The sequence below is a fragment of the Pseudomonas sp. S4_EA_1b genome (genome assembly GCF_016307435.1).
Taxonomy (GTDB): domain Bacteria; phylum Pseudomonadota; class Gammaproteobacteria; order Pseudomonadales; family Pseudomonadaceae; genus Aquipseudomonas; species Aquipseudomonas rhodesiae.
Genome location: NZ_JAEILC010000090.1, coordinates 1 through 1,654 on the forward strand (window position 1 = coordinate 1; position 1,654 = coordinate 1,654).

The window sequence follows — 1,654 nt, forward strand, 5'->3', positions numbered from 1 at the left end:
CGGCGGCAACCGCTCCGGGCTAATCTGCGAATTTTAGGGAAGAAGGAGACACATCATGGCTCGTGGCGTAAACAAAGTGATCCTCGTAGGCACTTGCGGACAAGATCCCGAAGTCCGCTATCTGCCCAATGGCAACGCCGTCACCAACCTGAGCTTGGCCACCAGCGAGCAGTGGACAGACAAACAGAGCGGCCAGAAGGTCGAGCGCACCGAGTGGCACCGCGTTTCGCTGTTCGGCAAGGTCGCGGAAATTGCCGGCGAGTACCTGCGCAAAGGCTCCCAGTGCTACATCGAGGGCAAGTTGCAGACCCGCGAATGGGAGAAGGACGGCATCAAGCGTTACACCACCGAGATCATCGTGGACATGCAGGGCACCATGCAGCTACTGGGCGGGCGTCCGCAGAATCAGCAGCAAGGCGGCGATCCGTACAACCAGGGCCAGCAGCAGGCACCCCGTCAGCAGGCCCAACGCCCACAGCAGGCCCAGCGGCGACCAGCGCAGCAACAGCCGCAACCCTCCCCACAGCCTGCCGCCGACTTCGACAGTTTCGACGACGATATACCCTTTTAGAAGCTAATGATTCTCATTAGCGTTTGTCTAAAGCCCCTCTCAGCAGGGGCTTTTTCTTGTCCGTGATACCCGCCAGCCGTCAATTATTCGTCAAAGAATGTTTTACCAACAGTTGACGAAAGCGCCACGGTTTGAGATACTAACCACGTCGAAGCAATACCGCTTCGACACCCCGGAAACCAGCGGCGGCAACCGCTCCGGGGCAATCTGCGAAAGGAGATTCAACCCATGACTATCGAAACCCACATCCTGTATTTCAGCGAAGCCGAGGCCCTGCGCGAGTTCAGCGCCTTCACCGTTGAAGTGTCCCATCAGGCTCGCCCGAACCAGACCCCATCCAACGTCACCATGTACATGATCGTTGCCCAGCGTGGCGGCATCGGTCGCCGCGAGGTGATCGCCGAGTTCCCGCTGGAAATGCACGCCACGATCTTCCGTGACATGTGCGAAGGCTTTGTGCGCAGCGAGCGCCTGACCAAGTAATCCAACCCCGGCCCGGAAACCAGCGGCGGCAACCGCTCCGGGCCTTCCTCTGCGAAAAAGGAGTTACCCATGACTACTCAAGCCCTTCCCTCGTTCCGCGTCTTCCTGGCCCGCCTGGCCGCTTCTGCGCGCCGCGCAGCGGCCCCAGCTCGCCCGGTGCCGTCCATGCAGCAACTGGCCGAGCGCGGCCAGTTAATGGAGGCCGCCGACCTTCTGACCCTCGCACGGGCTGTTAAACGGGCCTAACCCCACTACCCAACCGAGCGCCGCGGCTTCGCCCCGGCGCTCCCCGCTGGAGAACAGGATATGTACGGACACCAGACCACGCCGACCAAGGCCGCCAGGACGTGCCAGGCGCTTGCCGCCGCTGCGCGCAGGGCCGAGCTGCAACACGATTGGGAAGTGGCCGCAGAGTTCTACGAGGCCGCCGCAACGTTCATCACCAAACCGGGCGAACTGGCGCACCGCGATAGCGGCGGCTTGCTGCGCAAGGCCGCCGCGTGCTGGGAAGCTGGAGATCGGGACCAGGGGTTGTAAGCCGGAAACCCAGAAATTTCCGTCAGCCGATCAACATGGCTTGTCTCGCGCTTGGTCGATGAG

Annotated in this window: 4 protein-coding genes; all 4 read left to right on the forward strand. The window is 61.8% G+C overall.

Translation table 11 applies throughout. The annotated features are described in order from the left end of the window. Positions 1 to 55: 55 nt before the first annotated feature. The 4 genes from YA0848_RS25255 to YA0848_RS25270 all read left to right on the forward strand — a co-directional run bounded on the left by YA0848_RS25255 (position 56) and on the right by YA0848_RS25270 (position 1,591). Positions 56 to 571 carry a single-stranded DNA-binding protein gene (locus YA0848_RS25255; protein ID WP_198731447.1) on the forward strand — a complete coding sequence of 172 codons (516 nt, stop codon included), beginning with the start codon at positions 56 to 58 and terminating at the stop codon, positions 569 to 571. Between the two features lie 228 nt (positions 572 to 799). Continuing rightward, a complete protein-coding gene (locus YA0848_RS25260; protein WP_198731448.1) occupies positions 800 to 1,054 on the forward strand; it encodes a hypothetical protein in 255 nt (84 codons plus the stop codon). Positions 1,055 to 1,123: 69 nt separating this feature from the next. Further along, complete coding sequence (locus YA0848_RS25265) at positions 1,124 to 1,300, forward strand: hypothetical protein (RefSeq protein ID WP_153334540.1); 177 nt, start codon at positions 1,124 to 1,126, stop codon at positions 1,298 to 1,300. 60 nt (positions 1,301 to 1,360) lie between these two features. Beyond that, on the forward strand, positions 1,361 to 1,591 hold the full coding sequence (locus tag YA0848_RS25270) for a hypothetical protein (protein WP_198731449.1): 231 nt from the start codon (positions 1,361 to 1,363) through the stop codon (positions 1,589 to 1,591). Positions 1,592 to 1,654: the final 63 nt, after the last annotated feature.